General features: G+C 63.6%; 21 protein-coding genes. 7 read left to right on the forward strand and 14 right to left on the reverse strand.

Translation table 11 applies throughout. From position 1 onward, the window contains the following. Positions 1-45 precede the first annotated feature (45 nt). From L2I41_RS08700 to L2I41_RS08710, 3 genes are all read left to right on the forward strand, one after another. Positions 46-2,415 (forward strand): mechanosensitive ion channel domain-containing protein, encoded by a 2,370-nt coding sequence (locus L2I41_RS08700; protein ID WP_237153145.1) that lies wholly within the window; start codon positions 46-48, stop codon positions 2,413-2,415. A 259-nt stretch (positions 2,416-2,674) separates the two neighbouring features. Then, positions 2,675-3,652, forward strand: a complete 978-nt coding sequence (locus L2I41_RS08705) for a putative bifunctional lysylphosphatidylglycerol flippase/synthetase (protein ID WP_237153146.1) — start codon at positions 2,675-2,677, stop codon at positions 3,650-3,652. Positions 3,653-3,688: 36 nt separating this feature from the next. Next, positions 3,689-4,918 carry an MFS transporter gene (locus tag L2I41_RS08710; RefSeq protein ID WP_237153147.1) on the forward strand — a complete coding sequence of 410 codons (1,230 nt, stop codon included), beginning with the start codon at positions 3,689-3,691 and terminating at the stop codon, positions 4,916-4,918. Between the two features lie 7 nt (positions 4,919-4,925). Here the strand turns inward: L2I41_RS08710 and otnI are convergent, their stop codons facing one another. Beyond that, positions 4,926-5,705: a 2-oxo-tetronate isomerase gene (gene otnI / locus L2I41_RS08715; RefSeq protein ID WP_237153148.1), complete on the reverse strand. Its 780-nt coding sequence runs from the start codon at positions 5,703-5,705 to the stop codon at positions 4,926-4,928. Positions 5,706-5,846: 141 nt separating this feature from the next. Between otnI and L2I41_RS08720 the strand changes: the two genes are divergently transcribed. After that, a complete protein-coding gene (locus L2I41_RS08720) occupies positions 5,847-6,773 on the forward strand; it encodes an ROK family protein (RefSeq protein ID WP_237153149.1) in 927 nt (308 codons plus the stop codon). A gap of 54 nt (positions 6,774-6,827) precedes the next feature. Here the strand turns inward: L2I41_RS08720 and L2I41_RS08725 are convergent, their stop codons facing one another. From L2I41_RS08725 to L2I41_RS08750, 6 genes are all read right to left on the reverse strand, one after another. Next, complete coding sequence (locus tag L2I41_RS08725; RefSeq protein WP_237153150.1) at positions 6,828-7,835, reverse strand: Gfo/Idh/MocA family protein; 1,008 nt, start codon at positions 7,833-7,835, stop codon at positions 6,828-6,830. Between the two features lie 158 nt (positions 7,836-7,993). After that, the gene (locus L2I41_RS08730; RefSeq protein ID WP_237153151.1) at positions 7,994-9,970 is read right to left on the reverse strand and encodes a methyl-accepting chemotaxis protein; all 1,977 of its coding nucleotides are present in this window, start codon (positions 9,968-9,970) and stop codon (positions 7,994-7,996) included. Positions 9,971-10,289: 319 nt separating this feature from the next. After that, positions 10,290-11,225 (reverse strand): ABC transporter substrate-binding protein, encoded by a 936-nt coding sequence (locus L2I41_RS08735; protein ID WP_237153152.1) that lies wholly within the window; start codon positions 11,223-11,225, stop codon positions 10,290-10,292. A gap of 264 nt (positions 11,226-11,489) precedes the next feature. Next, complete coding sequence (locus L2I41_RS08740) at positions 11,490-12,434, reverse strand: ABC transporter permease subunit (RefSeq protein WP_237153204.1); 945 nt, start codon at positions 12,432-12,434, stop codon at positions 11,490-11,492. A gap of 97 nt (positions 12,435-12,531) precedes the next feature. After that, complete coding sequence (locus L2I41_RS08745) at positions 12,532-14,076, reverse strand: sugar ABC transporter ATP-binding protein (protein WP_237153153.1); 1,545 nt, start codon at positions 14,074-14,076, stop codon at positions 12,532-12,534. Next, a complete protein-coding gene (locus L2I41_RS08750; RefSeq protein ID WP_237153154.1) occupies positions 14,060-15,325 on the reverse strand; it encodes an ROK family protein in 1,266 nt (421 codons plus the stop codon). The genes L2I41_RS08745 and L2I41_RS08750 overlap by 17 nt, the downstream gene beginning before the upstream one ends. 386 nt (positions 15,326-15,711) lie before the next feature. Here L2I41_RS08750 and L2I41_RS08755 point away from each other — a divergent pair, with 386 nt between their 5' ends. Beyond that, positions 15,712-16,353: a hypothetical protein gene (locus L2I41_RS08755; protein WP_237153155.1), complete on the forward strand. Its 642-nt coding sequence runs from the start codon at positions 15,712-15,714 to the stop codon at positions 16,351-16,353. Here the strand turns inward: L2I41_RS08755 and L2I41_RS08760 are convergent. Continuing rightward, positions 16,320-17,270 carry a metallophosphoesterase family protein gene (locus L2I41_RS08760; protein ID WP_237153156.1) on the reverse strand — a complete coding sequence of 317 codons (951 nt, stop codon included), beginning with the start codon at positions 17,268-17,270 and terminating at the stop codon, positions 16,320-16,322. The two genes, L2I41_RS08755 and L2I41_RS08760, sit on opposite strands and share 34 nt — an antisense overlap. 444 nt (positions 17,271-17,714) lie before the next feature. Between L2I41_RS08760 and L2I41_RS08765 the strand changes: the two genes are divergently transcribed. Next, positions 17,715-18,194 (forward strand): NUDIX domain-containing protein, encoded by a 480-nt coding sequence (locus L2I41_RS08765; RefSeq protein WP_237153205.1) that lies wholly within the window; start codon positions 17,715-17,717, stop codon positions 18,192-18,194. Between the two features lie 67 nt (positions 18,195-18,261). Here L2I41_RS08765 and ahpD read toward each other — a convergent pair whose 3' ends face one another. The 6 genes from ahpD to L2I41_RS08795 form a co-directional block, all read right to left on the reverse strand. Then, positions 18,262-18,786, reverse strand: a complete 525-nt coding sequence (gene ahpD, locus L2I41_RS08770; protein WP_237153157.1) for an alkylhydroperoxidase, AhpD family — start codon at positions 18,784-18,786, stop codon at positions 18,262-18,264. Next, positions 18,786-19,340 (reverse strand): peroxiredoxin, encoded by a 555-nt coding sequence (locus tag L2I41_RS08775; RefSeq protein WP_237153158.1) that lies wholly within the window; start codon positions 19,338-19,340, stop codon positions 18,786-18,788. The genes ahpD and L2I41_RS08775 overlap by 1 nt, the downstream gene beginning before the upstream one ends. Before the next feature lie 325 nt (positions 19,341-19,665). Next, the gene (locus tag L2I41_RS08780; RefSeq protein ID WP_237153206.1) at positions 19,666-19,965 is read right to left on the reverse strand and encodes a ferredoxin family protein; all 300 of its coding nucleotides are present in this window, start codon (positions 19,963-19,965) and stop codon (positions 19,666-19,668) included. Between the two features lie 32 nt (positions 19,966-19,997). Beyond that, entirely contained in the window at positions 19,998-21,305 is a 1,308-nt protein-coding gene (locus tag L2I41_RS08785; RefSeq protein ID WP_237153159.1) for an FAD-dependent oxidoreductase, read from the reverse strand. Positions 21,306-21,324: 19 nt separating this feature from the next. Then, positions 21,325-22,437, reverse strand: a complete 1,113-nt coding sequence (locus L2I41_RS08790; RefSeq protein WP_237153160.1) for an electron transfer flavoprotein subunit alpha/FixB family protein — start codon at positions 22,435-22,437, stop codon at positions 21,325-21,327. Between the two features lie 20 nt (positions 22,438-22,457). Continuing rightward, positions 22,458-23,309 (reverse strand): electron transfer flavoprotein subunit beta/FixA family protein, encoded by an 852-nt coding sequence (locus L2I41_RS08795; RefSeq protein WP_237153161.1) that lies wholly within the window; start codon positions 23,307-23,309, stop codon positions 22,458-22,460. Between the two features lie 621 nt (positions 23,310-23,930). Here L2I41_RS08795 and nifA point away from each other — a divergent pair. Next, positions 23,931-25,709, forward strand: a complete 1,779-nt coding sequence (nifA, locus tag L2I41_RS08800) for a nif-specific transcriptional activator NifA (protein WP_390634024.1) — start codon at positions 23,931-23,933, stop codon at positions 25,707-25,709. Positions 25,710-25,857: the final 148 nt, after the last annotated feature.

A 25,857-nucleotide genomic window follows, 5' to 3' on the forward strand; every position in this document is an offset into this window, starting at 1 on the left:
GCGCAATGCAATGGGAATCATTCAGCTTCCCGAAGACGTTCTCCGATGCATTTTCTGCGCCTGTTTCTGCTTTTGACCGGTTTGACACTGACAACGGGTGTCGCCCTTGCTCAGGATCCACCGCAAGGTCAACCTGTTGCAGGCGGCACCGAGCAGAAGACGCCTGCCGATACAGCCAAGCTGCTGCTGGATGTTCTGAAGGACGATGCCGCGCGCGCGGCTCTCGTGCACAGCCTCGAATCGGTGGCAAGCCAGCCTCAGGGCAATGGCGCAGTGGCCCCTGCCGCGGCTCAGCCGGATCCGGCGTCGCCGGCTGCGGCCCCGGCAGCCCCGGCTCAACCAGCGCAAGCCGCGCCCGCAGTGCCTTCGCCGCCGGTGCCGTTGGCTCGGGAGCTGACCAGCGTCACGCAGGACCTGACGCGCAGCTTCGCCGAGGTCCTGTCGAAGATCTGGTACGGGCTCGGGAACCTCAAGCGATTGGTCGACGGATCGGCGGCCTTGAACTGGGACGGCATCCGTGATGAGGGGATGGCGCTTGCGGTTCTGGTGATCTTCGCTTTTGCCGTTCTCAACATTGCCCGCTATCTCTCCCGAGTGGCAGTGCGGGCGGTCACGCCGGCGCTGGAAGGGGTATCGCGGCTCCGCAAGGTGCCCTGGATCGTGCTCGCGGTGGCGATCGATGCGCTGACGGTGGGTGTCACCTGGTTTGCAAGTTCTGCCTATGCGCTGGCCTCGTCGATCGACGGGCATGTGGATCTGCTGCAAAGCCTGTTCATCGACGCTTTCGTGTTGATCGAGCTCACCAAGGTGGTGCTGTTTGCGCTGTTTCAGGGGCGCATTCCAAGCCTGCGCCTGCTGCCGGTCAGTGATCAGACGGGGCGGTTCTGGTATTTCTGGATGTCGCGCATCCTGGGCTTCACCGGTTACGGCGTGATGGTGGTGCACCCGATCGTCAATCAGGCAATCGGCTTCTCGGTCGGCATCGGCTTCCGCCTGGCGGTGGTGCTGGCGGCACTCTTGGCGTCGATTGCGTTGGTCGGCTTCAAGCGCGAGCATGTGCGGCTGGGACTGGCCGGGCTGATCGAACAGGTGAAGAGCGATACGCTGCGGGCGACGCTGGCGCTGCTGGCGCATGGCTGGCACCTTCTCGTGATCGTCTACCTGTCGGTGGCCTTCGTCCTCTGGGTGAGCCGCCCGTTTGACGCCGTCGACTTCATGGCCAAGGCGACCATCGAGACCGTGCTGGCGCTGCTGCTCGGCGGCGTGGCCGTGACGGGGCTGTCGCAATCGATCGCCCATGGCATTCGCCTGCCGGCGGATGTGAAACGGCCGTTGCCACTCCTGGAATCCCGGCTCAATCTGCTGGTGCCGATGTTCCTGCGCATTGTCCGCTTCGTCATCCTGCTGCTTGTGGCCGCGGCAATCTTGCAGTCCTGGTCGCTGATCGACCTGATGAGCTGGGTCGAGTCGGCCTCGGGCGCGGATCTGCTGGGGCGCCTCTTCTCGGCCATGCTGCTCTTGATGATGGCCATGGCGATCTGGCTGGCGGCGTCGAGCTGGGTCGAGTATCGGCTCAACCCGGGGCTCGGGCGCATCTCGAACGCCCGGACGCGAACGCTGCTGTCCCTGTTCCGCAATGCCTTCTCGATCCTCCTGGTGGTGATCACGACCATGCTGGTGCTGTCGCAGCTCGGCATCGACATCGCCCCCCTGATCGCCGGTGCCGGTGTCGTCGGTCTGGCCGTCGGTTTCGGTTCGCAGAAGCTGGTGCAGGACATCATCACCGGTGCCTTCATCCAGTTCGAGAATGCGATGAACGAGGGGGACGTGGTGACGGTAGCCGGCATCACCGGCGTGGTCGATCGTCTGACCATCCGCTCGGTGGGCATTCGCGACGGCGAGGGCGTCTATCACATCATTCCCTTCTCCTCGGTGGGCAGCGTTTCCAACGCCATGCGAGGCTTCGCCTTCCATGTGGCCAACATCGATGTCGCCTACAAGGAGAACATCGACGAGGTGAAGCGCTGCATGGGCATCGCCTTCGATCGGCTGATGGCGACGGATCGCGGCAGCTATATCCTCGAGCCCCTGGAGATGCAGGGCGTCGTGCAATTCGGGCAAAGCGCCGTGACGGTGCGGGCCCGCATCAAGACGCTGCCCGGCGAGCAATGGGCGACGGGGCGGGCCTATAACGAGTTCATCAAACAGGTGTTTGATGAAAACGACATTGAAATTCCCTATGCGCAGACCAAGGTATGGTTCGCCCAGGCGCCGGAAGAGCATGGCGTGCTGCCGGCGGCGGCCTACAAGGCGCCGAAGAATCCGCACTATGGCCCCGGGAAGCCACGCAAGCCCGAGGAAACGCTGGATTTCGACGACAAGGATGATGACGGCGACGGTGACGAGGTGCGCTGAGAAGTCTTCGAATTGTCAAACGGCGCAGATAGACAAGGCCTTCAGTGTCGGTGTGGATTGCGTCTGTGGCATAACCGGCTGCGGAAAATCGAGAAATGCATTGGCGTTGGCGGCGTGAAAGACTAAACAAGGCGCCAAAACAAGCTGACCCTCGGGCGATGGCCTTGGCAACATGATGTTGTCGGGCCGCGAACCCGCAGCGGCAAACAAAGGATGGGATGCCTGGGAGTTGCAAGACGAACCGTCTGACGACGATATCGTGGGGGACGAACCCGCGCCGGGAAAGCTCAAGCGGCTCCTGAAATGGGTTGGGCCGGTAATCGCCATTGTCCTGATCGCTGGTGCGGCCTATGTCCTGTGGGACATGGCTACAAAGGTTTCGTTTGCCGAGATCCGGGATACCGTGGTCAACATGCCCACCTGGCGGATCGTCGGGGCCTTCCTGTTGACGGGCGTCGGGCTGGTGGCGCTGGCGACCTATGATCTGCTCGCGCTGCATGCGCTCAACTACCACAATGGCGTCAGCATGAAGCGGGCGCTGATGGGCAGCCTGATCGCGAATGTCTTCGCCAACACCCTTGGATTTCCGCTGTTGTCGGGGGGCAGTGCGCGCTATCGCATCTATTCCATGGTCGGCGTCAGCTTCTCGGTGGTGGCGCGGCTGATCATGATGAGCTGGGTGACCATGTGGTCCGGCATCATGTTCGTGCTGGGCGTCACGCTCTGCATCGAACCGGTGACGCAGAGCCCGGTCTTCGAGCATCATCTGATCGACCGGGCGGTGGGTGTGTCAATCCTGGTGCTGCTGCTCGCCTTCTTCGTCTGGATCGCCCGCAAGCGCCGCTTCCTGCGGGTGGGCGGCATGATCCTGCGGATGCCGCGCGCCAAGCCCGCCTTCGGCATGATCGTAGCCGGGGCCTTCGACCTGATCGCGGCGGCCGGCACGCTGCACCTGCTGCTGCCGCCGGATTCGGTGCCCGACCTTGCCCGCTATCTCGTCACCTATTCGGTTGGGTTCATTGCCGGCATGGCGGCCAACACGCCGGGTGGTGTCGGGGTGTTCGAGGCGACCGTGGTGACCGGGCTCGGCATCTCGCATCGGTCGGATGTGGCGGCGGCGCTGATCCTGTTCCGTCTCATCTACTTTGTGGTACCTCTGATCCTCGCCCTGATTCTCCTAGCCTTTCTCGAGTGGCGCCATCGCAGGACCGGTTCGGGCCTTTCCAAGCCGGAATAGCCGAAGTCCGCCGGCGCCCGTTGCCGAAGATACAAGATGACCCATCCTGATGCGGCTGTGTCGCCGAATGCCTTTCATCACCGCGCTTTCCTGCTCTACTGGATCGCGCGGCTGTTCGCGTCCTTCGCGGTACAGATCGTGGTCGTGGCGATCGGCTGGAAGGTCTATGCGCTGACGTCCGATCCCTTTGCGCTGGGTCTCGTCGGGCTGATGGAGTTCATGCCGTCGGTGGTGCTGGTGCTGTTCACCGGCGCGGTGGCCGATCGGTTCGAGCGCCGGTTGATCGTGTCGGCCTGTCTTGCGCTTGAACTCCTCTGTGTGATCGGCTTCTTTGCCCATGGATGGGTTGGTGCGCGCGAGGTGCTGCCGATCTACGGACTGCTGCTGGTGCTGGGCGTGGCGCGCGCCTTCCTGGGGCCGTCGCTGCAGGCGATGGTGCCCAACATGGTGCCGCGTGTGGCGCTGTCGAGCGCAGTGAGCTGGACCTCGGCTTCGTGGCAGGTGGCGACCATCGGCGGACCGGTTGTGGGCGGCCTGTTGTTCGGCCTGTCGGAGTTCGTCGCCTATGGCACCGCGATTGCCATGTTCGTGCTGGGCATTGCGCTTATGCTGGCGCTCCCCATGGTGCCGCAGACGGCGCGGCAGGGCGAATCCACATGGGACTCGGTGTCGGCCGGATTCCGCTATGTGTTCACCAACAGGATCGTGCTGGGGGCCATCTCGCTCGACCTGTTCGCCGTGCTGCTTGGCGGTGCGGTGGCGCTGATGCCCGTCTACGCCAAGGACATTCTCGTGCTGGGTCCGTTGGGACTGGGGCTGTTGCGCTCGGCGCCGGGGATTGGCGCGATTGCCGTAACGCTCTGGCTGGCCACCTTCCCGATCAAGTCGGCGGCGGGACTCAAGATGTTTGCCGGTGTGGGCCTGTTCGGGCTGGGAACGCTGGTCTTCGGCATTTCCACCTCGCCGGCCCTCTCGATCGCCATGCTGGCGCTGATGGGCGCTGGGGACATGGTGTCGGTCTATGTGCGCGAAACCCTGATTCAGCTCGCTACGCCCGACGACGTGCGCGGGCGGGTGAGCGCCGTGAACATGGTGTTCGTTGGCGCATCCAACGAACTGGGCGAGTTCCGCGCCGGCACGATGGCGGCGTTGATCGGCGTGATCCCGGCGGTGGTGGTCGGCGGTGTCGGGACCATGCTCGTGGCCTTCGCCTGGGCCGCGATGTTCCCGGAACTGAGGAAGGCCGAGCGGCTCGACGGGTCTTGAGCGGCGTTCAGGCCTCGTCACCGAGGCGCCTGATCCAGTCGAGGCCGTCCAGCGTTCCTGCACGGGGGCGGTATTCGCAGCCGACGTAGCCCGTGTAGCCAAGACCGTCGAGCGCACGGAGAACATGCAGATCGTCCAGCTCGCCGGTACCTGGCTCATGGCGATGCGGCACGGCGGCGATCTGCACGTGACCGATCAGCGGTAGCCACTGTTCGAGGCCTTTCAGCACGTCGCCGCGGATGATCTGCCGATGGTAGATGTCGAACTGCAGGCGGATGTTGGGATGGTTCGCGGCGGCGATCAGGTCGGCGGCCATGTCGAAATCGTTCAGGAAGTAGCCGGGCATGTCGCGGCGGTTGATCGGCTCGATCAGCAGGGCCATGCCGGCTTCGGCGGTGCCATCGGCAGCGCGGCGCAAGTTGTCGAGATAAGCGGTGCGGGCGGCAAGGTCTGCGGGGTCGGCGAGGCCTGCCATCATGTGCAGGTTGGGCGTGCCGATGGTTCGGCCGTAGGCGATGGCGAGATCTAGGCTGGCGCGGAAGTCAGCCTCGCGGTCGGGCAGGGCGGCGAGACCGCGTTCGCCCTTTGCCCAATCACCGGGCGGAAGATTGAACAGGGCCTGATCTACACCGGCGGCCTTTCGGGCCTCCGCAACGGAGCCCGCCGGGTGATCATAGGGAAAGAGATACTCGACGGCGGTGAAGCCCGCGTCGGCCGCGGCCTTGAAACGATCGAGGAACGGCCACTCGGTGAACATCAGGCTGAGATTGGCGGCAAGGCGCGGCATGCTTGGCTCCGGTGCGGGCGGCTGCAGCGCCACCATGCGATGAACTCGTGATTTCTTCGAGGGCTGAAATAGGATAAATGCGTCAGTCGGCGAAGGCGATGCTACGGAAGGTCGCCGCAGAACACATCAGGACGCGCGAACATGTATATCGGGATCGACTGGGGCGGAACCAAGATGGAAGTGATCGGCCTTGAGGCCGACGGAACGGAACTGGTTCGCCATCGCATTCCGACACCGCGCGACGATTATGGTGCTTCGATCCGCGCCGTGCAGGAACTCGTGGGCATTGCCGAGCAGCGAACCGGCAAGACCGGAACGGTGGGGCTCGGAATTCCCGGCAGCCCCAATCCGCTGACCCAACTGATCCGCAACTCCAACACCAAGTGGCTGAACGGCCGTCCGCTCGGCGCCGACCTTGCCGAAGCGTTGGGCCGGCCGGTGCGCATCGCCAATGACGGCAATTGCCTCGCGGTGTCGGAGGCGGTGGATGGCGCTGGCGCTGGCGCGCATGTGGTGATGGGTATCATCATCGGCACGGGCCACGGCGGTGGCATTGCCATCGACGGCAAGAGCCACGGCGGTTACCAGGGGCTCGGCGGCGAGATCGGCCACTACAGCCTGCCCTGGCCCAAGGAAGGCGAGTTCCCCGGCCCCAAGTGCTGGTGCGGACGGCACGGCTGCCTGGAGATGTATTGCACGGGCGGCGGCTTCGAGCTCGACTATCGCACGGCGAGCGGCGAGAGCCTCAAGGCGGTGGAGATCGTCGAGAAGATGCGGGCCGGCCATCCGATCGCGCGTCAAGCCTACGAGCGCTTCGCCGATCGCGTCGCTCGCTCGCTTGCCATGCTGATCGACATTCTCGATCCTGACGTCTTCGTGCTGGGCGGCGGCATGAGCAATGTGGACGAACTCTACGACGACCTGCCGCGCATCCTGCAGGAGCGCACCAACCTCTATGCCGGTGACGACAAGCTGGTGTTCACCGACAGCGTCGCCACGCCGATCCGCAAGGCCAAGCATGGCGACAGCTCGGGCGTGCGCGGGGCGGCCTTCCTCTGGCGCGATTGACCAAGGCCGGTCCGCCGAGGCCAGGGAGCCTTCGGCGGACCGATCAGGATCTCGTCAGAGCGACACCCAGCCGCCACGCTGTTCGGAGGCGGCGATGGCGTCGAGGATGGTCATCATCTTCAGGGCGTCTTCGCGGCCCCAGGGAAGGGCTTCAACCCCGCGAATGGCCTTGGCGAAGGCTTCGCCCTCAAGGCCATATTGATCGCAGGCTTGCAGAGTGACCGTTTCGATGGCGGCGTCGCCGAGTGCCTTGCCGCTGTCGATGCGAATCTGCGTCTCGCCCATGGCCGGCGCATTGAAGGGGATCATCACCTCGATCCGGCCCTCGGTGCCAACCACGTTGACGCGCTGATGCGGCACCGCCTGGGTGCTGACGGTGAAGGTGAGGTGGCGCCCCTGGCCATAGTCCACGAGCACGCTGGTGAGCGTGTCGGTGCCGAAGGCCTTGTCGCGCTCCACAAGCGAGACGACACGCTGCGGTTCGGCATCGAGCACGAAACGCGAGGTGACGATCGGATAACCGCCGATGTCCATCAACCCGCCTCCGCCATTTTCCGGCTTGTTGCGGATGTTGGTGGGGTCGGTGAGGTTATAGGAAAACCAGGTCTGCACGCCGACGGGGCGACCGATGCGGCCCGAACGGACGAGATCGCGCACGGCCAGCCACTGCGGGTGGAAGCGGACCATATAGGCTTCGTAGTAGACGATGCCCGGCGGCAGCGCGAAAAGACGGGCGGTGTCGGCGGCATTCATGCCGGCGGGCTTCTCGCAGAGCACGTGCTTGCCCGAACGTGCCGCGGCAAGCGTCAGGTCGATATGGCTGTCGTTGGGCGTGGCAATGTAGACCGCTTCGATCGACGGATCGGCGAGCAGTTCGGCATAGGAGCCATAGGCCTTGGGTATGCCGAGCTTGGCTGCGGTCGCCTGGGCCTGCGCCAGATCGCGCGAAGCGATGGCGGCCACCTCAAGCCAAGGGGTGGTGCGGAAGCCAGGGATCACCTTTTCACGGGCGATCTTGGCGGTGGAAATGATCCCGATCCGGACGGGGCGAATATCGGACACGCGGCGTCTCCTCCCTAATCTTTCAAAGGTATAGGAGTGCTTTGCCGATGATGGAAGTCACTATTTCGGCAGGTCGTGCCGGTTCGCTCGCCCGCAAAATGAAGAATGCGCGAGTCCGCGTGGGATTCGCGCATCCGGATTGAAAGAGCGTCCGAGTATCAGGCCGAGCGCAGACTCTGGACGAAGCCGCCCACCTCGCTCTGCAGGCGCGAGGACTGTTCCTCGAGCTTTGCCGACAGCTGCATCAGGTGGCTCGACGCCTTGCCGGTGGCTTCGGCGGCTTCACTGACACCGGCGATATTGCCCGTCACGATCTGCGTGCCCTCGGCGGCGCGCTGGGTGTTCTGGGCGATCTCGTTGGTGGCGGCACCCTGCTGCTCCACCGCCCCGGCAATCGAGGAGGTGACGTCCTGGATCATGGAGATGGTGTTGGTGATGCGGCCGATGGCAGCAACGGTCTCATTGGTTGCCGTCTGAATCTCGCCGATCTTGGCGCCGATCTCGTCGGTCGCCTTGGCGGTCTGGGAGGCGAGTTGCTTGACCTCGCTGGCGACTACGGCAAAGCCGCGGCCGGCCTCGCCGGCACGAGCAGCTTCAATCGTGGCGTTGAGCGCGAGAAGGTTGGTCTGCTCGGCGATGGCGCGGATCAGGTTGACCACATCGCCAATGCTGGCGGCGGAGGCGGTGAGGGCGCGCACGTTGGCTTCCGTCTGGGCCGCTTCGCTGGCGGCTTCGCCGGCGATGGCAGCCGATTTGGACACCTGGGAATTGATCTCGCGGATGGAGGCAGAGAGTTCTTCCGCACCGGCGGCGACCGTCTGCACGTTGTCGGAGGCCGTCTCGGCGGCACCGGTCACGGACACGGACTTTTCCGTGGTGGCTTCAGCGGTTTCGAGCAGTTCGCGGGCGGCGTCGGCCAGTTCGGTCGACGAGGTGGCGAAGCGGTCCGCCAGCGTGCCCATGACAGACTGGAACTCGTCGGCAAGGCGCTCACGTTCCTGGACCTGGCGTTCGCGCACCTGCTGATCGGTCAGGCTCTGCTCGGCACGCAGGCGGTCGGTTTCGGCAAGGCCTTGCGCGAAGACTTCAAGCGCGCGTGCCATTTCGCCGATTTCGTTGGTATTGCGTGCGAAGGGGATTTGGAGGTCGTGGTCACCGGCTGCAACCGCCTTCATGGCCGCCGTGATGCGGGAGATTGGGCGGGAAATGCCGCGTCCGATGGTCCAGGCCAGCACCACGGTGATCAGCACGATCGCCGCGAAGGAGGCCATGAACTGGATGCGGGCCTTCGAGCGGATGTTGAGTTCTGCCGTGGCCGCGGCGCTGTCGCCCGAGCGGATGGCCGAGACGAAGGAGTCCACCTTGGGATCGAGGTCGGTCACTTCGCTGGCGAGCTTGAGGCTGGCGGTGCGCAGGGTCTTGTCGAGGTCCACCCAGGAAGCGACGGTGGCCGAATAATCGGTGAAGGCCGCGGTCAGCGCGGTCTTCGCGTCGGCCGGCAGGGCGGACTTGGCGAGCGCGTCGGCGAAGGTCGGTGCCTTCTGGCCGAATTCGGTGAAGGCCTTCGGATTATGCTTCAGCATGTAGTCTTTTTCGAGCCCGCGCAGCGTTTGGTAGGCGAGGCTCAAGGCGGCATCCGGGGTGGCTGCAAGCTGCTTCTCGATGATGTCAGTCGAGGAGAGAAGCTTGCCGTTCAGGCCGGACTTCGGATAGAGGCCAATCGACTTCTTGCTGTTCACCACATCGTTGAAGGTGGTGGAGAAATCGTTGAGGCCGGCCATAAGGCCGTCAAGTTCCTGGGTACCACCGGGCGCCGACTTCAGTCGCGCCGTGAGCTGCTCGCCCGTGGTTGTCACGACACGCATGGCGTCACCGAAGCGCCCCACATAGCGTTCGTCGCTGGTGGCAAGAAAATCGCTCTGGGCACGCATCATCTGCAATGCAGAGGTCTGCAATGTGCCGGCGAACTCAGCGTTGATGCGCGCTTCAGCAGCTGTCTTGCGATAGGATTCCAGTTGGAATTCCTGAAAGCCATAGATGCCGCCTACGATTGACAATCCCAAGAGAGAGAACAAGCCGAAATTGAGCACTCTTTTGGCAATGCTCATGTTCGTGAGACGACTCGCCTTGGCCATGAATCCTTCACCCCGGAAATTTGTATTTTCGTAGACAACGCAAAGAGATCTGCGTGGCAGGGAGCAAGATGAATCTCCGACGTTAATATCCGGTGAAAAAGAACGATGATCTGCAATTTTTACTTAGTTTGCTGTGTTTGGTGGTGCCAACTACGGTCATGAAATGATTTTTCATTTTGTGATAGGCGTTTAAGGTTTCTCGAGGGGTCGCTGAGGCAGACCTGTCACTTCCGGAGAACCTGAATCAGGTCAGTCCTTGATAGAAAAAGGGCCTGGATTGCTCCGGGCCCCCTGTATTCAGATCTGTCTTTCCAATCGATCAGCGAGCGGAAGTCCAGCCCTTGTAGTCGTTGACGTTGTCACGCGTCACGAGCTTGGATTCCAGCAGCGTCACCTTCTGCGCGGGCTGCTTGCCGTTCAGGATGTCGACGCCGATCGACGTGGCGAGCTGGGCCATGGCATAGGGGTCCTGGCTGGCAGAGGCCTGGATCATCGGCGAGTTGGCATCCTTGAGCGAGGCTTCGATGTCCGGAGCGCCGTCGACCGAGGTGATGACGATGTTGTCACGGCCGGACTGCTTGGCAGCAAGGTCGGTACCAATGGCCTGCGGGTCGTTGATGGCGAACACGGCATCGATCTGCTCGAAGCGGGTCAGGTGACCCTGCATGACGTTCATGCCGCCGTCGCGCGAGCCCTTGCCGTCCTGGTCGTCGGAGAGGACTTCAATGCCGGCGTTCTTGCCGAGGACGTTCTTGCAGCCGGTGACGCGGTCGATAACGGCCGAAACCTGCGGGCCGTTCTGGATGATGACCTTGCCCTTGCCGGCGAGCTTGTCGACGATGTACTGGCAGGCGATTTCGCCGGCCTGGACGTTGTTGGTGGTGACGGTGGCATCGGCGCCTTCGGCGGCGGTGTCAACGGCGACCACGGGGATGCCGGCCGCCTGAGCGCGGGCGATGGCGGGGGCCACGGCCTTCGGATCGGCGGGGTTCAGCAGGATCAGGTCAACGCCGGCGGCGATGAAGTTGTCGATCTGCGTGAACTGCTTGTTGAGGTCGTAGTCATAGCCCAGAGCGGTGACTTCGACGTTCGGATTGATTTCCTTGGCCTTGTCGGTCGCACCCTTGGCCAGGGCGACGAAGAAGGGGTTGCCCATCGAGCCGAGCGAAATGCCGATCTTGTTGAGATCCTTGGCGCCGGCGGTGCCGGTCAGAGCGAGAGCGGCAACAGCGGCGAGAAGAATACCAGATTTCATGCTATTTACTCCTCCATCAGGGAAACCACCGCGCATATTTCATCTCCTGGCGGTGGCATTGTGATCCGGAATGCGATGTAACCTGCATTCCGGAATTCCTTGGGGGCGTCATCCGGGGCGTTTTGACCGGTGTCCCGGATGGCTACCCAAGCTCGAAGGCGGCGAACCGTCTCCAATTTCGTCTTTTTGTCCCGGCAACTGCGTCCTGTGCCGAAGCCGGTTGACTGGTCGAGACTTTCCCTCCGGTCGTCTCGACCGAAACCGTCAGGTGCGAGCCGATCCGCTGGAGCGGAAGCGGTCGAGTGCCACGGCGACGATGATCACCAGGCCCTTGATGATGTACTGCCAGATGTCGCTGACACCGACGAGCACCAGGCCGTTGGACAGCACGGCGATGATCAGCGCGCCGATCAGCGTGCCCCAGACCGAGCCGACACCACCGACGAAGCTGGTGCCGCCGAGGATGACCGCCGCGATGGCGTCGAGTTCATAGGACTGGCCCAACTGGGTGCCGTTGGCGGCGAAGAGGCGCGCCGCGCTCATGGCGCCGCCGAGGCCGGCCATCAGGCCGGAGAAGCCGTAGACGAACAGGTAGACGGCCCAGACCTTGATGCCGGCAAGGCGCGCGGCGTTCTCATTGCCGCCGGTGGCGTAGATATGCACGCCGAGGACGGTCCGGCGGAGGATCAGCCAGGTGGCGATCACCGACAGGAAGGCGATGATCACCAGCCAGGGAATGTGGAAGATGCTGCCGTTGCCGATGAAGGCGAAGGGAAGCGAAGAGTTGAACACGGTGGTGTCGCCGCCGAGCAGGCGGGCGACGCCGCGCACGGCGGTGAGCGAGCCCAGCGTCGAGATGAACGGCGGCAGGCGGACAAAGGCCACCAGAGCGCCGTTGATCAGGCCGAACAGCAGGCCGATGCCGAGAGCGAAGGGAATGCCCAGCATGCCGGCGTCGGGGATCAGCGAGCCAAGCACGGCAACCATGGCCGAGGCCGCGAGGATCGAACCGACCGAAAGGTCGATGCCGCCCGTGAGGATCACGGCCGTCATGCCGCAAGCAAGCACGGTGTTGATGGCCGCCTGCTGGGTGACGATCGAGATGTTGTTCGGCGAGAAGAATCGACCGGACATCAGCTGGAAGCCGATACCGAGCAGGATCAGGATGGGCAACATGCCCAGCGTGCGAATGATCTGCTGGATGAGCATCTTGCGGTTGGCGGCGGCCTTGTCGCTTTCAGCGATGGCGCCGGTCTGGGCTTCATTCACCATGGCGTTTCCCTTGGCGCTGTTATGTTGGGTTGGTTCAGGCTGCCGGTGCGATCGTGTGTGCGACGCCCGTGGCATAAGCGATGATGTTTTCCTGCGTGATGGCGACGCCGGAGGTGCCGCCGACTTCGCCGACGATCTCACCTTCGCGCATCACCAGAACACGATCGGCGATGCCGACGACTTCAGGCAGTTCCGAGGAAATGACGATGATGCCGACGCCAGACTTCACCAAATCATTGATGATGCGATAGATTTCGGACTTCGCACCGATATCGACACCGCGTGTGGGTTCGTCGAGAATAAGCACGCGGGGCTTGGTCTCGAGAAGGCGCGAGATCAGCACCTTCTGCTGGTTGCCGCCCGAGAGCGAGCCGACCTGGACATTGGGGCCGGCAACGCGGATCGACAAGGCCTTGATGGCGGCAAGGGCCCGTTCGCGCGCCTTGCCGAGATCGAGGAACCCGGCCTTTGCATCGCGGCCGACAACGCCGAGATTGATGTTCTCCTGGACCGTCATGTCAAGGAACAGGCCCTGGCCCTTGCGATCCTCGGTCAGATAGACGAGGCCGGAGTTCACGGCGTCGATCGGCTTGGTCGGGTCGATGCGCTTGCCTTCGAGTTCGATGGTGCCGGATGTGCGCTGATCGCCGCCGTAAATCAGGCGGGCAAGTTCCGTGCGGCCCGAGCCGACGAGACCGGCCAGACCCAGGACTTCACCCTCATGCAGATCGAATGAGCAGCCCTTGACGCGGCGACCGTCAGCCACGTTCTTGACGGACAGCAACACCTTGCCGCGGCTCCCGTGGGCGTCATGCTCCTTCTTGTAGAAGTTGGAGATGTCGCGACCGACCATCATGCGCACGAGCGCTTCGGCCGAGAGATCCTGGCGCAGGAGCGTACCCACATAGCTGCCGTCGCGCAGCACAGAGCAGCGGTCCGACAGTTCGTAGACCTCGGCCATGCGGTGCGAGATGTAGATGATGGCGAGCCCGTCGGCGCGCAACGAGCGGATCAGCCCGAAGAGTTTGTCGGTTTCGCGCGAGGACAGCGTGGTGGTGGGCTCGTCCATCACGAGGATGCGGGCATTGGCGTGCACGGCGCGGGCGATCTCGACCATCTGCCGCTCGGCGATGGAGAGGTCCTGCACCAGCGTCGTCGGTCCGAAATGCGCCCCAAGACGTTCGAGCACATCGCGGCAGCCGGCCTTCATGGAGGCGCGGTCGACCTGACCTCCAACGGAAGGCTCCCGACCGAGATAGATGTTCTCGGCGACGGTCAGGTTGGGAGACAGCGACAGTTCCTGGTAGATGACGGCGATGCCGAGAGTCTTGGCCGACAGCGGGCCATCGATATGGACCGGCTTGCCATTGATGCGGATCTCGCCGCCGGAGTCTGCCCGATAGGCACCGGAAAGGATCTTCATCAGCGTCGACTTGCCGGCGCCGTTCTCGCCCATCAGCGCGTGGATCTCGCCGGCGTAGACAGTGAGATCGACGTGGCTGAGCGCCTTGACGCCGGGGAATGTCTTGGAAATGCCGCGCATTTCCAGGATGGGGGCCGTATCATTCTGCGGCTGCATACTGGGTCTCCTTGATCGCGCCCGCTGTTCCCGTGAGGATGGAGGAGCGCGGCGAGAAGTTGACGAAGAGGGGCAGCGTGGCTGCACCGAGTGCGCCGGCGTCGTGGCCAAAGGAGCCCTTGTAGAACATCGGCACGCGCACGCTTTCAGGGGCTGCCTGCTCGAGGGCTTTCTCCAGCCGCTCGATGATCGTCTGGATCAGGCCGTCGTCGATGTTGCAATCGAGCACGACATTGGGCACGTCGAGCACGGCGGTTGCCGAGAGAATGGCGGGAACGAAGGCGGCGACAGCATCGTCGATCCATTCGTCGAGCGCCCGGTGGCGATCGGAATGGCTGAGAGCATCGGCCATGTCGGCGAGGCTCTCGACCTTCAGGCCATGCCAGCGCATGTGACGGCGCAGGGCGGTCAGCGAGGCGCGGGTCAGCAGGACGTCGAAAGCCTTCTGGGGGGCTGGCGCGGAGGCGAGCGTGGAGGCCGGCACGGTGAGCATGGCGATGTCGCCGGCGTTGCCGTTGACGCCATGCAGGCAGTCGCCGCTGACGACAACGCCACCACCGACGGCGCCGCCGATGAAGATGTAGACGAAATCGTCGATCTGACGGCCGCGACCGTAGAAGAGCTCGGCGATGGCGGCGGCGTTACCGTCATTTTCGGTGAACACGGACATGCCGGTCTCACGCGCCAGCGCCATGGCGAAATCGTAGCCGTCCCAGAGCTTGAAGGACTCGGCCGGCAGCTCCAGTTCCCTCAGCCAGCTGCCGAGGTTGAAGGGCAGGGCGAGGCCGATACCGGCGAGGCGGGCCTTCTGGTTGGGGGTAATGTCGTCGAGGATAGCGTTGATGTCGCTGACGATCATCGCCAGCATGTCGTCAGGCGGCGGCAGGATGACGTCGCGGCTGCGGCGGGATACGATATTGCCGCCGAAATCGACGCAGAGCACTTCGCTCGACACGCGATCGAGGCGGACGCCGATGGAATAGGCCCCGCTCGATTCCAGCGCGAGCATGGTGGCGGGTTGACCGCGCTGCCCTTCGCGCTTCTTGCCGAGCACGGAAACGAGGCCGACGGACTCCAGATCGCGAATGATGTCGCCAATGGCGTTGTTTGTGAGGGCGGCGGCACGCGCCAGATCGGCCTTCGACGCCTCGCCCATGCGGCGGAGGCATTGCAGCACGATGCGTTCGTTGAATTGCCGGACCTGGACCGAATTCGATCCCTGTCCCGTGCGTGCGGGTCGAGTGGACACGTCATCCTCCCAGGGACGCCTTTGCAGCCCAAGGACATATCCGTCACCGCATCACTGCGGAGCCTCCAGGATAGGGTGTCCATGATTTTGGCTGCGTAAAAATTAGGCGCCTTGTTTTTATTAATTCACAATGAAGAAATTAAAATGAAATATGTAACCGGTCAAGGGGGGATGATGGAGTGTACGCGTTTTTTTTCATTCGTCCATCGCCTTGGGAGAATCGCGGGCGGTGGAGAGGTGCCTTCGCCTCCAAGGTTAATATAGTCTAAAAGGCCATCATCGTGTAAGCTCGCTTTTAGACTTACGTGTCGTCCGGCTTGAAGCGTTTCACCCGTTTTCGGGCGGAAATGCGGGGTTCCGGCGCGCGATGACGGAGGCATTTGGATATGGCGAGCGATTCGTCGAGCGAAGGCAATGGCAAGGTGCGCAGGCTGAGCGACGCCGTGCGTCGCGTGCGCATTGCCGAAGCGGAGCGCTCCGATGCCTTCGCGGATCTGCACGAAGCCGACAGGGCCAGGCTGGCGCTGCTGGTCGAGGAGTTGCAGGGCGTCTTCGCCGAGCTGCCGTCAAATGACGACTATTTCATCTGCGAGATCGCAGGTAGTACGCCGCCGCGCCTATGGGTGGATCCGACTGCGCATGTGATGATCGGGCGCGACCGGCGCACCTATCGTTTTCTCAAGGATACCCGCTTTGGCCGCGTGGTGCTGATTGAGAGCGCCGACGTGCATGTGGTAGCGGACGCCGTTACCGACTATGTGGCTGAGCGTGTGGTGGAGCGCGATCGGGCGCAGGAATCCGACTATCTCCTCGCGCGCCTTCGTTCCGCGGCCTTGCCGGGGCGGACGGCAGGCAAGGCCTCGGCGCGGGCCGCTGCGGCCGAGGAGCCAGCGTTGCACGCCAAGGCGGGGCAGGCGGACAAGGGCTCTGCCTTGATCTGGGCATTGGTGCTGTTTCTGGCGGGATTTGCCGCCGGGGCGATTGGGCTCGTGGCCTACGCCTGGTTCATGGTGCCCGGCGCCAGCTGAGTGCGGACCCCGCCGGTGAAGCTGTCGCGCTCGATCTCGCTGTAGTCGCCGGATGCTGCGTCGAGTTCATAGCGCTGCCGGTCGATGCGCCATCCGGCCTCGGTTTTCTCAAAGGTGAAATGGTTGAAGCCGGAGGGCGGCTTGCGTCCGCCGTGCGTTTGTGTGGCCGCAGAAATGCCCAAGACCGGGACCTTTGCGCCGGAAGGTCCGTCGATATAGGCCACCGAGGGCAGGTGGGTGTGGCCGTGCAGGATGAGTTCGGCACCGCCTGCGGCGATCGCCTTGCGAAAGCGGCGCGCATCCACAAGGCGCTTGTGCCAATGGGCGCCGTCGGTCTGTGGCGGATGATGGATCAGGACGACGCGGCACAGGCCTTCCTGACCGAGAGCCGCAAGTTCGATGGCGAGTTGTTCGGCCTGGCGCCGGCCGACGGTTCCCGTGGCCATGAAGGGGCCGGTGGAGCGAGCGCTCGAGACGCCGATGATGGCGATGTCGCCGCGGCGGCGGACGTAAGGCCAGCTGCTGTCGCCGCTGTCGCCCTGCATCCAGGGCGTCCAGCTGGCGCTGGCGCGATCAAGGGACCCACGGACATAGGCGTCATGATTGCCGGGGATGACCGACACATCCGAACCATCGCCCAGCGCGTCCAGAAAGGCGCGGGCAGTGGCGAACTCGGCCGGCAAGGCAATGTTGACAAGGTCGCCAGTCACGGCGATGTGGTCCGGCTCAAGGGCGCGGACGGCGGAAACCAGCCGGGACGGCAGGTCAACCTGCATCAGGCGGCTACGATTGCGCCGCCAGTTGATGAAGCCCAGGATCCGCTTGGACGCGAGTTCCCTGAGACGGGCCGGTGGAAGGGGCCCGAGATGCGGATCGGATATGTGAACAAGGCTGACCATCACCCGCTTGGTAGCCAATCGCCACCCAGGCGTAAAGAGGGCGCACGCATTCGTTTGCGCCACGCCGCAAGGCGGTGGCGCAGTGCCGGATCCAATGGCTAACGCTGAATCACACTGGATTCAGATGCCATCGTTCATGAAACGGAGCGAGGCGTGCGGATCCCTTCCGCGCAGCGTCGTCAGCGGCCCGAGAAAGTGAACAGGGCTGCGAACACGTGCGGGTTGTTGGCATCGACAGCCGGCACCCAGTGGAACTTCCGGGAGCGATTCTGACGACGACGGAACAGGGAGAACATGATAGCCTTCTTTGCGTGTTTGTCCGAGACAGTCACTACGACCGCTCAGGAACACAAGATATGTACCATCTGCCTACGATTTGCGCTATTCGCCCAAACACTGAGCAGGCATGCGAAGCCTGCATGCGGGAATCAGGTTTTCTGACAAGGGATGGAGGCCGTCTTGGTGAATGAGCGGGTGCTGAAATTTCTCCAGCCGGCCGTGCATCAGGCCCAGTCTCTGGCGCTGCGTCTGCTCAAGGGAACGACCCTTGGCGTGCGGGTCGCGGTGACGGACGGAAGCCGGATTCTCCTGGTTCGTCATAGCTATGTGCCGGGTTGGTATCTGCCGGGCGGGGCGGTGGATCCTGGGGAAACGGCTGCTGAAGCGGCGGTTCGGGAGCTTGACGAAGAGGCCGGGATTGCTCCCGCTGGCACGCTGCGCCTGCACGGCGTGTTCTTCAATCGCCGCCTTGCCAAGCGCGACCACGTGCTCGTCTATCACGTGGAAGCTTGGCGGGAACTCAGGAGCTTTGTGCCGGGGCGTGAAATCGTTGAGGCCGGCTTCTTTCCGGTCGACGCGCTGCCCGAGGCCTCCACCAACGCCACGCGACTTCGCGTGGCGGAAATCTGCGGTGGGGCTCCGGTCTCTGCGGAATGGGGCTGAGCTTGCCCAAAAGCAAAAAGCCCGACCGCAGGGGCCGGGCTTTCCGATTTCGTTCCAGGTGGTTCGATCAGGCCGGAACGGCTTCCAGCGCAATGGCTGCCGACTGGATGATCGAGGCATAGCGCACGGCGTTCTGCACGGCGCTGGCCGGAAGCCCGCCCTCGCGCACGACCTTCTCGTGGCTATCCATGCACATGCCGCAGCCGTTGATGGCCGAGACGGCAAGGCACCAGAGCTCGAAGTCCACCTTGTCCACACCCGGCTTGCCGATCAAGGTCATGCGCAGGCGCGCCGGCATGGTCTTGTACTCGGGGTTCGAGGTGAGGTGCAGGAAGCGATAATAGACATTGTTCATGCCCATCATCACGGCTGCGCCCTTGGCGGCTTCCATGGCTTCCGGCGAGAGGCGGCTGGCCGCCTCTGCCACGAGAGCCTCGGCCACGACGGCATTGCGCGTGGCATAGCCGCAGGCGACAAGGGTGCCGTATTTCTGCTGCGGGGTCAGGCTGTCGTCTTCCGCCATGGCGGAGAGGTTCAGCCGGACGTCCTTGGCAAAGCCGGGCAGCTTGTCCTGGAGGCTCGCAATCGACATCAGGCAGCCTTCAGCGTGTCGCCGCCAACCTCACGGTTGCACGGGCAGAGCTCGTCGGTCTGCAGGGCGTCGAGGACGCGCAGCGTGTCCTTGGGATTGCGGCCGACGTTGAGGTTGGTCGCGTAGACATGCTGGATGGTGTTGTCGGGATCGACGATGAAGGTGACGCGGTAGGCGACGCCGGCCGGCGAACGGACGCCGAGGCCATCGGTCAGCGAGCCGTTGGTGTCGGCGAAGTTCCAGATCGGCAGCTTGTCGAGATCCTTGTGGTCGCGGCGCCAGGCGAGCTTGACGAACTCGTTGTCGGTGGAGCCACCGAGCACGACAGCGTCACGATCCTCGAAATCCTTGGCGATGCGCGCGAACTCGGCGATCTCGGTCGGGCAGACGAAGGTGAAGTCCTTCGGGTAGAAGAAGATGACCTTCCACTTGCCGGGGAAGGAGGATTCGGTGACTTCCTCGAAGGCCGAAACGCCAGCTTCGACGTGGTTGTTGAAGCCGGGCTTCACGCCGGTGACCGAGAAGGAGGGGAGCTTGTCGCCAATACCGAGCATTTGACTACCTTTTGGGTTGGTGGTGAAACGATGCCGGAGCCATATCTAGCGCATCGCAGCAATTTTGCAAGCGCTCTTTAGACGCATTCTAATCTATTGAGCCAGCATATTCCATCCTCAAGCCTTTTCCTGAGTTTACGGATCAGGCTTGTCGGGGCTGCTGGCCTCCGGAGGCTTCGGCCGGATGGGAATAGTGGCCGAACTCTGCGGCGGTGCAATACGTAAATGTCCAGACATGGAGCCAGGCGGCACTGCAACCATGGCGGAGCCGCGCCTGAGGCAAGTCGCGATGGCTGGCCGTTGAACGCGGCATCCGCTGGCGAGTTCAGCCGAACTTGAACAGCACGCCGAAGCCGCCGCGCGGATAGTTCCATTCGATTTCGCCGGACGGCTCGCAGAGCACGCGGCAAGTGCCGCATTCCATGCAGCCGTCGGCGGTGATCTCCACCTGGCCGCGTTCGTTCTGCTCGTAGCATTTGGCCGGGCAGACGCGAGTGAGTGCGAGCAGATTGGGGCTCGGCTTGTCGTGTGGCTTGACCGTGATATGCGGCCGGCCGGTATCGACCATGTAGCGGTTCTGGAACAGCTTGTCTTCGACGCGGACGCCGGTTTCGATGCGGGGCATGGCGGTCATGGTGAGGCTCCGTTCAGTGGGGATCAACGCCAGGCGAAGGCGAATTTCAGGGCGTCGGACACGAGGCCGAGGCGGCTGCGGGCCTTGATGAAGGCGGCCGAAGTGGCCTTTTCCTTCTCGAGCTTCGGCGTGCCGTCCACATGCAGGAAGTTCTGGGCGGCCTTGGAGACGAGCTCGGGATAGGTCAAGAAGAAGTTCTGCGACTGGGTGTGCAGCAGCGCCGGCATGTCCTTGTATTTCTTCAGGTCCTTGATGACGAAGCTGTCGTCCAGCATCTTCTTGTAGAGGCTGAGGTTTTCCGCCGTCATGGCGTCGCGCCGGCTTTTCACCTGGAAGATGGCATCGGCGGCGATGCGGCCGGAGGTCATGGCGAGGTTGGAACCTTCCCGATGGATGGCGTTGTTGAGCTGGGCGGCATCGCCGACCACGACCCAGCCGTCGCCATAGAGCTTGGGGATGGCCTTGTAGCCGCCCTCGGGAATGAGATGGGCGGCATATTCCTTGACCTCGGAACCGGCGAGCAGGCCGCGCACCGACGGATGTTGCTTGAAGGCTTCGAGGAGTTCGTAAGGGCTCTCCATGGTCTTGGAATAGTCCGACACCAGGCAGCCGAGGCCGACCGAGACGCATTCCTTGTTGGTGTAGATGAAGGCAAGGCCGGTCATGCCGCGCGTGAAGGTGCCGGCCGCCTCGATGACGCAGCCTTCGGCGCCGCGCAGGTTGAAGCGTTGCTCGATCACTTCCTCGGGCAGGAAGTGCATTTCCTTGACGGCGAGCGCCACGGTTTCGGGCTTGGGCGTCTCGCGCAGGCCGGCGCGGGTGCCGAGCAGGCCGTTGACGCCTTCGGCGAGCACGACCACGTCGGCGCGGATTTCGCCGTCGCGCCGGTCAGTGCGGACGCCGATGACCTTGCCGCCGGTGTCATAGACGAGTTCGGTGGCGGTGGTCTCGGTCAGTACCGTGACGCCGGCGTCGCGGACCTTGCGCGAGAACCACTTGTCGAACTGGGCGCGGATGATGGTGTAGCGGTTGGGATTGTCGGAGTTGAACTCGTCGGACCGGTAATGCATGCCGGAATGGGAATGGCCGTCCATCATCCAGAAGCGCTGCTCGACGATGTGGCGTTCGAGCGGGGCGTCCTCGCGGAAGTCGGGGATGATCTGCTCGAGCATGGACGCATACATGATGGCGCCCTGCACGTTCTTGGAGCCGGCATACTCGCCGCGCTCAAGCTGCAGCACCTTGAGGCCGCGCTTGGCGAGCGTATAGGCGGCGGCGTTGCCGGACATGCCCGCACCGACGACGATGGCGTCAAACTTTTCCTCGATCATCTCTGGAGCTCCTCAGATATCAGCCGGCGAGGCGGTCGCGGTTGTGGGGGGACAGGCGGCGGATGAAGGCGTCGGTCAGGGCCGGCAGGAAGCGCACGGCATCGGTGACGAGGCCCACATGGGCGAAGTCGAAGATGGGCGCGTTCTTGTCGGTGTTGATGGCGACGATGAGGTCGGCACCCTCGACGCCGACGCGATGCTGGATGGCGCCTGAGATGCCGGCGGCGATGTAGAGCTTGGGCCGGATGGTCTTGCCGGTCTGGCCGATCTGCCGCTCATAAGGCTGCCAGCCCTTCTGCACCACGGGGCGCGAGCAGCCGTATTCGGCGCCAAGCACGCGGGCGAGACCCTTGACCAGCTGGAAGTTCTCCGCTCCGCCGAGGCCGAGCCCGCCGGCCACCACGATGTCGGCATAGGCGAGGTTGGCCTTGCCAGCGTCGCGGTCGGGAATGAAGGACAGGATCTTGGTGACGATGTCGTCCTCGACCATGTCGAGCTTGTGGGTGATGACACGGCCGACCGGCTTCTCCACCCGCTCGGGCATGGCCATGACGCGCGGGCGCACCGTGGCCATCTGTGGGCGGAAGTTGAGCGTGTAGATGGTGCACAGAAGCGAGCCGCCGAAGGTAGGGCGGGTGGCGGCGAGAGACGCGTCGGCGTCAACGTCGAGCTCGGTGCAGTCGGCAGTGAGGCCGGTCAGCAGCGTGGTGGCGACGGAGCCGGCGAGGTCACGGCCGAGCGTTGTGGCGCCCAGCAGCAGGATCTCCGGCTTGTAGGTGTTGACGACGTCGGTGAGCGCGCGGGTGTAGGGCTCGTTGCGATAGTGGGTGAGCAGGGGATCCTCGACCAGATAGGCGAGATCTGCGCCATAGCAGAAGGTCTCCGCCACAGCGGTGCGGGTGCCCTCATCGGGCGGGCCGATCACCACGGCGGCGAGGTCGACACCAAGCTTGTTGGCGAGCTTGCGGCCTTCGCCGAGCAACTCGAAGGAGACGGGATGCACCTGGCCGCGCTCCACTTCCACATAGACCCACACATGCTTGTAGGCCTTGAAGTGTTCGGGCAGCTCTTTCTTCATCGACGCGCGGGAGCCGGCGGCGGCCGGTGCGGCGGGCTTGGGGGCCTCGGTCATGGGGCACTCCTGAGTAGAGGTCAGAGGGCCGCCTGGGCGGCAGCGATATCGGCTTCCAGCTTGGGCTGGCGGGAGAAGATGGCGTCGAGCAGGCTGTCGGCAGTGTCGCGCGCTGCCGGTGTGATCTCGATCATCTCTGCCTTCTCGGCGCGCGGGCCGGGGGCAAAGACGCGCTTGACCACGGTGGGCGAACCGCGCAGGCCGCACTTGGTGAGATCCTCGATGCCGGCGTCCTTGGCCGACCAGATGACCACCTCGGCGCGGGCGGCGCGCAGGGCGTCCTTCATGGTGCCGCGGCGCATGTCGTTGGTGCCTTCCAGCATGGTGATGAGCGCGGGCAGGGTGGTCCTGAGCTGCTGCACGCCACCTTCCGAGCGACGCTCGACGGAGATGGTGCGGCCGGCGAGATCGAGGTCGGCGATCCTGGAAACATAGGTGAGCTGCAGGAGCTTCAGCCGCTTGGCAATGCCGGGGCCGACCTGGGCGGTGTCGCCGTCGATGGTCTGCTTGCCGGTGAAGACGATGTCGGGAGCGCCGTAGACTTGCGCGACCTTGGCGATGGCCGAGGACAGCGCGAAGGAGGTGGCGAGCGTATCCGAGCCGGCAAAGAAACGGTCGGTGAGCAGGACGGCCCGGTCGGCGCCGAAGGTGAGCGCCTTGCGCAGGGTATCCTCGGCGTTGGGCGGCCCCATGGTCAGTACGGTGACTTCGCCGCCATGCTGGTCGCGCAGACGCAGCGCTTCCTCAAGGGCGTAGAGGTCGTAGGGGTTGATGATGGTGGGCACGCCTTGCCGCATGATGGTGTTGGTCACCGGGTGGACGCGGATCTGGGCACTGTCGGGCACTTGCTTGATGCAGACGACGATATGCATGGCTGAAACCTCATGCGGATGGGGTGCTGCCCAAATCGCACGAGCTGTGCCAAGTTACGTACGGACTTGTAAGTATATGATTTCAAAAGATTAGTTTCAGTGGTTGAAAATCGGGGCAAGGCTTGCGTTGGGTTTTGTCGGAAAGACAACAGGTTGGTAGGGCGCAACACTGACAGCCGTGTTGCAGGGGCGGGCCAGTGGCGGCGCAGCCGTCGACATCTGAGCTGGCCAAGTTTTCGTGCTCATCTTTGGCGCAGACCCAACCTCAGTAAAAACTGAAGCGAATCTTTTTGCATCAATGTGTTAGTTGGCCCTGCTGCTCTGTCCCGCTCACGAAACCTGCACTTTCTATTCTACGTGAACTTACTTATTTGCGTAGTGGGTGAGCAAAACTCAGGGGCTACTGTCAGAAATTGAGGCGTGACTATTTCGATACCCGATAGGATGCTGCAGCCTGACAAGAGACGGGTTGGTCCCGTGCTTGCATATCGTGATTTGTGCCGTGCGGTCAGACACATTGACCTAGAGCACCACTGATCCGCTGTGCCCATCGGTTCGGTGCATGTTCCATACGGGTTCTGGTCTGGCCTAACGTCTTCCCCACCGGATGGAGGCGAAGCGATGGTTCAGGCCCTCTATGATTTCAGCCGGATCGACCGACCGATGACATCCACTTCCGCCCAGCCGATCAAGGAGGCCCGCGCCACAGCCGAGATGGCGCTGTTTGGCATCTACGAGATCTCCAAGATCCTCAACACGCCGGCGCGGCTCGAAGTGACGCTGGCCAATGTGGTGAACATCCTGACCTCGTTCCTGCTGATGCGACGGGGCATGATCGTGGTGATCGACGAGGCGGGCGATCCCGAAATCGTGGCGACGGCCGGCTGGGCGGGCGAGGTGAAGGGGCAGCCACTCGACAGCCTGCCGCAGTTGGTGATCGACCGCATCGTTGCGACGACGACGCCGCTGGTGATCCAGGACATTGCCAGGGATCCGCTGTTTTCGGAAACCGCCCAGGCGGCTGGCAACCGCGTGTCCTTCATCGGGGTGCCGATCAAGGACAGCGCCAAGGTGATCGGTACGCTGTCGATCGATCGCGTCTGGGACGGTTCGAGCGAGATCCGCATCGACGAAGACCTGCGCTTTCTCTCCATGGTGGCCAATCTGGTGGGGCAGGCCGTGCGGCTGCATCGGATCGTCGCGGCGGATCGGCGACGACTGATCGACGAGCGCAGCCGCCTTGAGAAGGCGCTGGACGAGACGCCGCTCAAGACCGCCCGGCATGCCGGCGGGATTGTCGGCGAGAGCCGTCCCGTCCGGCGGGTGCTGGAGACCATCGGGGTGGTCGCTCCGACCAACTCCACCGTGCTGTTGCGTGGGGAAAGCGGCACCGGCAAGGAGATGTTCGCCCGCGCGATCCACGAATTGTCCACGCGCAAGGCCAAGCCCTTCATCAAGCTCAACTGCGCGGCCATGTCCGAGAGCGTGCTCGAGAGCGAACTGTTCGGCCATGAGAAGGGGGCGTTCACAGGGGCTGTCGCTACCAAGCCGGGACGCTTCGAGCTGGCGCACGGCGGCACGCTGCTGCTCGACGAGATCGGCGAGATTTCGCCGGCCTTCCAGTCCAAGCTCTTGCGCGTGCTGCAGGAGGGCGAGTTCGAGCGGGTGGGGGGGACGCGGACGCTGAAAGTGGACGTGCGCCTCATCTGCGCCACCAACCGCAATCTGGAAGAGGCGGTGGCCAAGGGCGAGTTCCGGGCTGATCTCTATTATCGCATCAACGTGGTGCCGATCGCCTTGCCGCCGCTGCGCGAACGGCCGGGCGACATTCCGCTCCTGGCCCGCTCGTTCCTCGATCGGTTCAACAAGGAGAACGGCCGCAAGCTGCAGATGACGCAGGGCGGCGTTGATCTGCTGTGCAAGTGCTACTTCCCCGGCAATGTGCGCGAGCTTGAGAACTGCATCCGTCGCACTGCGACGCTCAGCCGGCATGACGCGATCCAGCGGGACGATTTTGCCTGCGCGCATGGCGAATGTCTGTCGGCGACCTTGTGGACCGGCGGAAAGAAGAGCGCGGAGGACCAGGTGACGGCGCTGGCGCGCGGCGGTGGGGTGTCGCCCGTGGTGGCGCGGTCGGTACCGCCGCCGGTGGCGCCGGTTCCTGTCGTGTCCGTCGTCGAGGCGCCGCAGGTGGCGGATGCCGCAGGCGATCGGCTCTGCGAGCACGCGGGGCCGGATTGTCCAGCCTTCAACGGGCGACTGACGGAAAAGGATCGCCTGCTCGATGCCATGGAGAAGACCGGATGGGTGCAGGCCAAGGCCGCCCGTCTCCTCGGCATCACGCCGCGACAGATCGGTTACGCGCTCAAGAAATATCATATCGAGATGAAGCGCTTCTGAGTGGTTCTTGGCATCGACGCAGGAAGGCCGGGGCGTGTCCCGGCCTTTTGCCTTTGTGGCTGTGGTAGGGCTGTCGACATCGCGACAAGGCTTTGTCGCATTGCAATGTGATGGGTCTGACAATCTGGTCAATGCATTGAAAGTAAAT

The sequence above is a fragment of the Oryzibacter oryziterrae genome, from assembly GCF_021864535.1.
Classification (GTDB): domain Bacteria; phylum Pseudomonadota; class Alphaproteobacteria; order Rhizobiales; family Pleomorphomonadaceae; genus Pleomorphomonas; species Pleomorphomonas oryziterrae.

Coding starts and splice junctions, on each gene's coding strand:
- otnI (WP_237153148.1), bottom strand. CDS start 5,705: ATGCCGCGCCTTGCCGCCAATCTCAGCCTGATGTTCACCGAGTGGCCG.
- L2I41_RS08745 (WP_237153153.1), bottom strand. CDS start 14,076: ATGCAGCCGCAGAATGATACGGCCCCCATCCTGGAAATGCGCGGCATT.
- L2I41_RS08730 (WP_237153151.1), bottom strand. CDS start 9,970: ATGGCCAAGGCGAGTCGTCTCACGAACATGAGCATTGCCAAAAGAGTG.
- L2I41_RS08735 (WP_237153152.1), bottom strand. CDS start 11,225: ATGAAATCTGGTATTCTTCTCGCCGCTGTTGCCGCTCTCGCTCTGACC.
- nifA (WP_390634024.1), top strand. CDS start 23,931: ATGGTTCAGGCCCTCTATGATTTCAGCCGGATCGACCGACCGATGACA.
- L2I41_RS08710 (WP_237153147.1), top strand. CDS start 3,689: ATGACCCATCCTGATGCGGCTGTGTCGCCGAATGCCTTTCATCACCGC.
- L2I41_RS08790 (WP_237153160.1), bottom strand. CDS start 22,437: ATGACCGAGGCCCCCAAGCCCGCCGCACCGGCCGCCGCCGGCTCCCGC.
- L2I41_RS08720 (WP_237153149.1), top strand. CDS start 5,847: ATGTATATCGGGATCGACTGGGGCGGAACCAAGATGGAAGTGATCGGC.
- L2I41_RS08785 (WP_237153159.1), bottom strand. CDS start 21,305: ATGATCGAGGAAAAGTTTGACGCCATCGTCGTCGGTGCGGGCATGTCC.
- ahpD (WP_237153157.1), bottom strand. CDS start 18,786: ATGTCGATTGCGAGCCTCCAGGACAAGCTGCCCGGCTTTGCCAAGGAC.
- L2I41_RS08780 (WP_237153206.1), bottom strand. CDS start 19,965: ATGCCCCGCATCGAAACCGGCGTCCGCGTCGAAGACAAGCTGTTCCAG.
- L2I41_RS08755 (WP_237153155.1), top strand. CDS start 15,712: ATGGCGAGCGATTCGTCGAGCGAAGGCAATGGCAAGGTGCGCAGGCTG.
- L2I41_RS08700 (WP_237153145.1), top strand. CDS start 46: ATGCATTTTCTGCGCCTGTTTCTGCTTTTGACCGGTTTGACACTGACA.
- L2I41_RS08795 (WP_237153161.1), bottom strand. CDS start 23,309: ATGCATATCGTCGTCTGCATCAAGCAAGTGCCCGACAGTGCCCAGATC.
- L2I41_RS08740 (WP_237153204.1), bottom strand. CDS start 12,434: ATGCTCATCCAGCAGATCATTCGCACGCTGGGCATGTTGCCCATCCTG.
- L2I41_RS08775 (WP_237153158.1), bottom strand. CDS start 19,340: ATGCTCGGTATTGGCGACAAGCTCCCCTCCTTCTCGGTCACCGGCGTG.